Source organism: Pararhizobium sp., assembly GCF_035497515.1.
Taxonomy (GTDB): domain Bacteria; phylum Pseudomonadota; class Alphaproteobacteria; order Rhizobiales; family Rhizobiaceae; genus Pararhizobium.
The window spans coordinates 1-6,273 of sequence record NZ_DATJDJ010000026.1 but is presented as its reverse complement, the minus strand read 5'-3'; the positions used below and the strand labels follow the sequence as shown (position 1 = coordinate 6,273).

The 6,273-nt window shown below is 61.8% G+C and carries 6 protein-coding genes; 1 reads left to right on the top strand and 5 read right to left on the bottom strand.

What is annotated here, in order from left to right; all coding sequences use genetic code 11:
• The 5 genes from VL202_RS02425 to nirK form a co-directional block, all read right to left on the bottom strand.
• Positions 1-510, bottom strand: a 510-nt coding sequence (locus VL202_RS02425; protein ID WP_325462591.1) for a cbb3-type cytochrome c oxidase subunit I, incomplete at its 3' end; no start/stop codon positions are given.
• Positions 511-1,078: 568 nt separating this feature from the next.
• A complete protein-coding gene (locus VL202_RS02420; protein WP_056339153.1) occupies positions 1,079-1,465 on the bottom strand; it encodes a pseudoazurin in 387 nt (128 codons plus the stop codon).
• A 180-nt stretch (positions 1,466-1,645) separates the two neighbouring features.
• A complete protein-coding gene (locus VL202_RS02415; RefSeq protein ID WP_056338963.1) occupies positions 1,646-2,341 on the bottom strand; it encodes a Crp/Fnr family transcriptional regulator in 696 nt (231 codons plus the stop codon).
• 104 nt (positions 2,342-2,445) lie between these two features.
• Entirely contained in the window at positions 2,446-3,354 is a 909-nt protein-coding gene (locus VL202_RS02410; RefSeq protein WP_325462590.1) for a formylglycine-generating enzyme family protein, read from the bottom strand.
• 92 nt (positions 3,355-3,446) lie between these two features.
• Positions 3,447-4,577, bottom strand: coding sequence for a copper-containing nitrite reductase (nirK, locus tag VL202_RS02405; protein ID WP_056338966.1), 1,131 nt, complete (start codon positions 4,575-4,577; stop codon positions 3,447-3,449).
• A gap of 176 nt (positions 4,578-4,753) precedes the next feature.
• Between nirK and VL202_RS02400 the strand changes: the two genes are divergently transcribed.
• Positions 4,754-5,965, top strand: a complete 1,212-nt coding sequence (locus VL202_RS02400; protein WP_325462589.1) for an NnrS family protein — start codon at positions 4,754-4,756, stop codon at positions 5,963-5,965.
• Positions 5,966-6,273 lie beyond the last annotated feature (308 nt).

The window sequence follows — 6,273 nt, the reverse complement described above, 5'->3', positions numbered from 1 at the left end:
AAGGATACAGAAGAGGTTGAAGCCGAACAGCACGAACCAGGGGCTGAGCTGGCCGGCCAGCCGCGCCCGCGATGTCCTCTGCACGACGTGGAAGGAGGTGGCGATGAGCGCATTGCCGCCGAAGCCGAAGATCACCCCGGTCGTATGGGCGGGACGCAGGCGGCCGAAACTGGACCAGGCGGCGTCGAAGGCGAGGTTGGGCCAGGCGAGCTGTGCCGCGACCCAGACGCCGATGAACATTCCGAAGACCGCCCAGGCCATGGTGAGCGCGATGCCCACCTTGATCGGGTCGTCGTAATAGCGCGTCCTCAAGCTGAGGTCAGGCTCCGGCTCGTAGAAGGAGGAAAGCACGACATAGAGAAGCGCGCCGCTATAGAGCAGCACGATCAATCCATGGACGCCAAGCGGATCGGCGCGGCCGGCCGCCGCCATGGCGATGCCGAGGACGGCAAGGACGACGAGAATGACGGCTGCAAATTGTCGTTCCCCGGAGGTTAGTTGCTTGACCATTTCCCGCTCTCCTGTGCTGCTTCCGTTTCACGATGCTGGCTGATCATCCGCCAAACGGCTTCATCGGCAAATTTCATTGTATCCGCCCGTCGATACACGTTCGACGCGCCTCCTCTTCCGATAGTCCGCAGTCTGTCGTCAACGCGCATTGCGTCGCACCTGGCAAAGCGCGATTTGAGCCACAGGTGCGGGCCGGTCACTCGGGAAGGAACGGGAAGTGCACCGTGCGTGCGGCGAAGGAGGGTCTTGTCCCGGTCCGTGCGGGAGTGGCGCGGATCGAGGCGCTCACATTGCCGGAATTCATGGCCCTCGGTCATTGTCCACCCTGAATTTCTGCGTCTTGCACTGCGCCGCGCATGTGATGGTTGCACCCCTTCAGAGGAATTTCAATCCCTCGGAAGGCGATGGTCGCATCGGCAATACGGCAAGCGTGACATCGCGACAGGAGCGGATGTCATTTTGGGATCGGCAGGTGCGGCTCTCTGCCGCGCCCGTGGGCAAGCGCCGCTCCGACCTGCAGTTCGGATTGCCCGGCGGGCCGGGCAATCGAGGAACGGAAGCGGTGGTCTCAGAGACCGGCGGCGGCGATCTCCGCGTCGAGACGTTCGCGGGCCTTCTTCGGTAGCTTGGCGGTCTTGACCGCGTCGAGATTGGCCGGTGCGTCTCCGACGACGACAAGGCCGACCATGCCCATGCCGACATGCGGCGCGCATTTGATCGCATAGGCGCCCGCAACGTCGAAGGTCACCTTGATGGTCTCGTTCATCTTGCCCTTGAAGGCGGTCGCGCCCTCGGGGATGAGGCCTTTGATGGTTTCGGCGTTATGGGACTTGTCCGTTGCGATGAAGGTGACGGTATCGCCCTGCGCAACCTTGACGAAGGCCGGCTCGAAGACCATGGCGCCGCTCGCGCCCTTGTTCATCATGTGAACCTCGAAGTCGGCGGCAGCGGCCATGGAACCGAAGGCCGCGGTCAGGAAGGCGGCGCCAACCAGAGTCTTAAGGAACTTGCTCAATGTCTTACTCCTGAATCAGAAGCCCGATCGGCTTCACGAGGGTTAAAATAGCCGGATCGGCGAATCGATCTTTGACATAACGCAAATTTCCAGCCGAAGACGCGCGGATCGTTGCGATCGTCAGTCCTTGATGTGGTCGGCCAGGGCCGTCAGCCCCTCGACATCGCTGACGAGGAGTTTCTGGCGGCCGCCCTCCACCAGTCCCTTCGCCTCCCAGGCGCTGAGAATCCTCGAAACGGTATGAAGCGTCGTGCCGGTCATTTCGGCAATGTCCTGGCGCGATATCGGGAAATCGATCCGCACGCCGGCGCCTTCCTTCTTTCCCGCCTGGCCGGCGAGCCGCAGGACGGCGTGGGCGACGCGGCGCTCCACCTCCTGCGTCGACATTTCGCGAATGCGCGTATGGGCTTCCTCTAGTCGCTGGCCGATGGTCTGCATCGCGGTCACGGCGAGGTGCGGGTTCTTGTCGACGAACTGGGGCCAGAGCTCTGTCGGCCAGCAGATCGCGATGCTTTCGGCGACCGCAAGCGCGGTCCCGGGATAATCGGTGCGCTGCAGCGCCTTGGCAAAGCCGAACAGGTCGCCCGGATGGACGACGCGCACGATGATCTGCTGCCCGTCCTGGGTCACCTGCGTCACTTTCAGTCGTCCGTGCAGCAGCAGAAAGAAATGCGTTGCCGCGCCGCCCTGCTCGAACACGGCATCTCCCGGGAGCACCCGCCGCGCCGTGGAGTGGTTCAGCAGCTTGTCGAGCTCGTCGTCGCTCATCCTGTCGAACAGCGCAAAGGACCTGACCAAGCTCTTGTCTATTTTCACCGGCGTCACTCCATCTGCGTCGGCGCGGTTCTAGCATGACGGCGCGGATCAGTGGAAGTTACGATGGCGATTTGTCGCGCCCGGCCTTTGCAGGAAAGACCTTCTCAGACGGGAAAGCCCCTGTCTCGCAACCTGCTGATCAGCGGCGCGTACCACCGGGTGGATTTGACCAGCCTGAAACCGAGATTGTCGGGAGGCGTTCCCACCGCGCAGCCACCCCCCTTCGGGTCACGCACGAAGGATGTCATGGGCGAGCGATGGTTTCCCACCGTCACATAAACCCCACAGGACGGCTCGTCGCGCAGCGCCGTGCCCTCGCCATCGACCTGGACGCGACGATGGCATGTATCGGTCCATTCCCAGATATTGCCGCCGAAATCGGCCAGCCCGAATTCGTTTTCGCCAAAACTGCCGCGAATGCGGGGAACGGGATCACGCTTCGAGCGCTCCGCAGCTTCGCGCTTGTAGTCGGCAAGCCAGCGGAGCGCGGGATTCCTGCTGTCCGGATCGAGGCCGAAGGCATCGTCGGGAAAGCCCGTCCCGGCCGCGAAGGCCAGTTGCTCGTCCGTCGGCAGCGACCATGTTTCCCCGGTCTTGCGCGAAAGCCATGCGGCATAAGCCTGTGCGTCGTCATAACTGACGCCGGTGACGGGCATGTTTTCCCGGATTTGATGTACACCTTCCGCAGCCTTGCAGGCGCCGTCCGCTACGCAATGGTCGTAATCGCTGTGCGCGACCTGGTATTTCATGATGGTCAGCGGACGACTTTCATCCACCGTCGCCATCGGCGCGTCGATGACATGGCTGCCGCGCAGATATTCGCCATCGGCGCGATAGGAGAATTGGCGCGGCTCGATCGTCACGGTCTGCGGCGCGTAGAGCGCCGCCTCTGCGGGCGGCCCGGCGAGAAAACCCGCCTGATGGACGACCGCGCCGGACAGGCCCGCGAGAACAAGGGCTGGAATGAGGGTCTGGATGAAAGGAAGGGCAGGACGTGCTTGAAGTGTTGACATTGTCGCCCCCCAAAAGGCGATCCCCGGCATGAGTGCCGGATTATGCCGAAGACACGGGCCTGCGGTGCAGGCCCGTGTCGGTTCGGTGGCGGTCAGACGCCGCTCGGTGCGAGGATCGAGGTCATCAGGTCGTCGTTCCAGTCACCGGTGACGGTGAAGTGGGCGGCGGCGCCAAGCTCGAAGGCTTCGATCAGGTTGTGGTTCACATAGGCATAGATGCCCGGCTGCTCGAAGGTGTAGAAAGCGGCACCGGCGGTTCCGCCCGGGATGAACCAGGTCTCCTGGTCGCGGTCCGGCATGTTGTTGAACTTGCCGGTTGCCCAGACGAAGTCGCCATGGCCGCCGATGAGATGCGGCCGGGTGTCGCGGTTTGCCTGCGAGTGGACGATCAGCACCTTTTCGCCCACCGCGGCCTTGAGCGCATTCTCGCCTGTGAGCGCACCGACGGCACCGTTGAAGACGATATGGCTGGGTGTCAGCGTGCGCATGACTTCCAACGTATCCGCATAGGCGTCGCCGACGCTTTCATATTTCTTGTACGTCCCTGTCTCGTCCTTCGGCACGTAGAAATCCTGCTCGCCGACATAGTAGACGCGGTCATAGGTCAGGGCGTTCCCCTGGCCGTCGCTCAGGCCCTCGCGCGGCAGGACCATCATGGCGCCGTTCATGCCCGAAGTAACGTGCCAGGGCACCATTCCGGGAGGTGCGCAATGGTAGACGAAGACGCCGGCCTTGGTTGCCTTGAAGCGAAGGATGGTCTTCTCACCGGGGTTGACGACCGTTAGCGCACCGCCGCCGAGCGCACCCGTGGCCGAGTGGAAGTCGATATTGTGCTGGAGCGTATTGGTCTCCGGATTGATCAGCGTCAGTTCGACATAGTCGCCCTGGTGGACGACCATCATCGGGCCCGGCACCGAGCCGTTGAAGGTCATGGCATGGACTTCGGTGCCCTGATCGTCGACGATGATCTTCTTTTCCTCGATGGTCATCGTGAATTCGACCACCTTGGGGCCGCCGACGGCCTTCTGCGTATGAGCATGCACGAAGGGAGGCCTGACCAGTTCGACCTTGGTGCGCGGCAAGGCCGACAGGTCGGTCGGGTTCATGACGGCAGGCGCTTCTTCGGCCTGCGCGAAGCGCGCCGTAACAAAGGGCGCCATGGCGCTGACGAAAGCCGCGCCGGCCAGCATCGAGCGACGGGTCATCTGGATATGTTCGGTCATCGGTTTTCTCCTTGGGCAAGAGCGGAGGTCTCTCCGTTCTGTTGATCTGGAATCTACTCCAGACCGCCCCGCGATCTTTGCTCCGGCACAAAGATTTCCGGAGTTTCCTTGCGTGATGTCAAAGAAGAGGACGCGATGTTTCTTTAGACATATGGGCTGGATACAGGAGTATTGACATGACGATCACATCGAACACTGGAGACAAGCCACACGGCATACCCAGAGGTCTCGCAAGAACAGGCCCTGTTCTGTTTTCCTACGGTTTCCGCCCGTTCTTTCTCGGCGGCGCTCTCTGGGCGGTGGTCGCGATGGCCCTGTGGATCGCCGCCATCACCGGCGCGATGGGGTTTGCCGAGCAATATGGCGCATATCACTGGCACGCGCATGAAATGCTGTTCGGCTATTCCTCGGCAATCCTGGCCGGTTTCCTTTTGACGGCGGTTCCGAACTGGACCGGCCGGCTTCCTGTTTCGGGCTGGCCGCTGTTCTTCCTCTTCCTGCTCTGGCTCGTCGGCAGGCTGGCCTTCCTGCTGTCGGACAGCACGGGGGTCGTTGCGGCGGTGGCCGTCGATGCGCTGTTTCTGCCGGCGCTGCTGTTCATCTGCGTGCGCGAAGTTGTCGCAGGGCGGAAATGGAAGGACCTCAAGGTCATCACCGGGCTGCTGGCGCTGTCGATCGCGAATATATTCTTTCACTACGAGGTCATTGTCGGCGAACATCCGGACATGGCCTACAGGCTGGCGATTTCAGCCTATGTCGGGCTGATCATGGTGATCGGCGGGCGGATCATCCCGAGCTTTACCCGCAACTGGATCAACGGTCGCAAGCGGACCGATTTCCCCGTGCCCTTCAACGGTTTCGATACGGTGGCGATCGCCTTTGGCGTACTGGCCCTTGGCCTGTGGGTGGTGGTGCCGGACAGCCGCTTCACCGCCATCGGCGGGATGGCGGCCGCCATGCTCCATGTCGTGCGTCTCTGGCGCTGGCGCGGATGGACGACGTTCGCCGAAATGCTGGTGGCGATCCTGCATATCGCCTATCTCTTCGTGCCGCTCGGCTTTCTCGCCATCGGCCTTTCGGCACTGGGGCTAGTCGATCCCGTCTCCGCCCTGCACGTGCTGACGATCGGCACGGTCGCTTCGATGATGATCGCAGTGATGACCCGCGCCACGCGCGGCCATACGGGCCGGGTGCTGACCGCTTCGGGAATGACGACTGCTTCCTATGTCGCCATCGTGCTGTGCGCGCTTGCGCGTCCCGCCGCCGGCTTCCTGCCGGAACTTGCCCCGACGATCTATGCGCTGTCGGGTGCATTGTGGATGGGCGCATTCAGCCTGTTCGTCTGCGAGTACGGTCCCATGTTGGTACGGGTGCGCCGCAAGATTTAAGCATGCGAAATCCTGGCCGGATCGGCTCTGTCCGCATCCGGCCACGCCGCATAAGGATCCGGCCCTATTAATAACGCGACTGGAGTTTCTTGGGTCAGGCTTCTCTAAACAAGGAATTCCGGTATAAGTAAAATTGATGAAAATCAATTAATGCGGCTTTAGCGCCGTCCTTTACGATTTTTTCGGCTTATACTTGAATTTTATATCTGATTTGAAAATACCAGTTTTATTGTTCGCAGGTTTTGCTAGCATCGCACAGTGAGACGAAGCACCGGCGAAGAGGGGCGTGCGCGGCATGCAGAACGTGC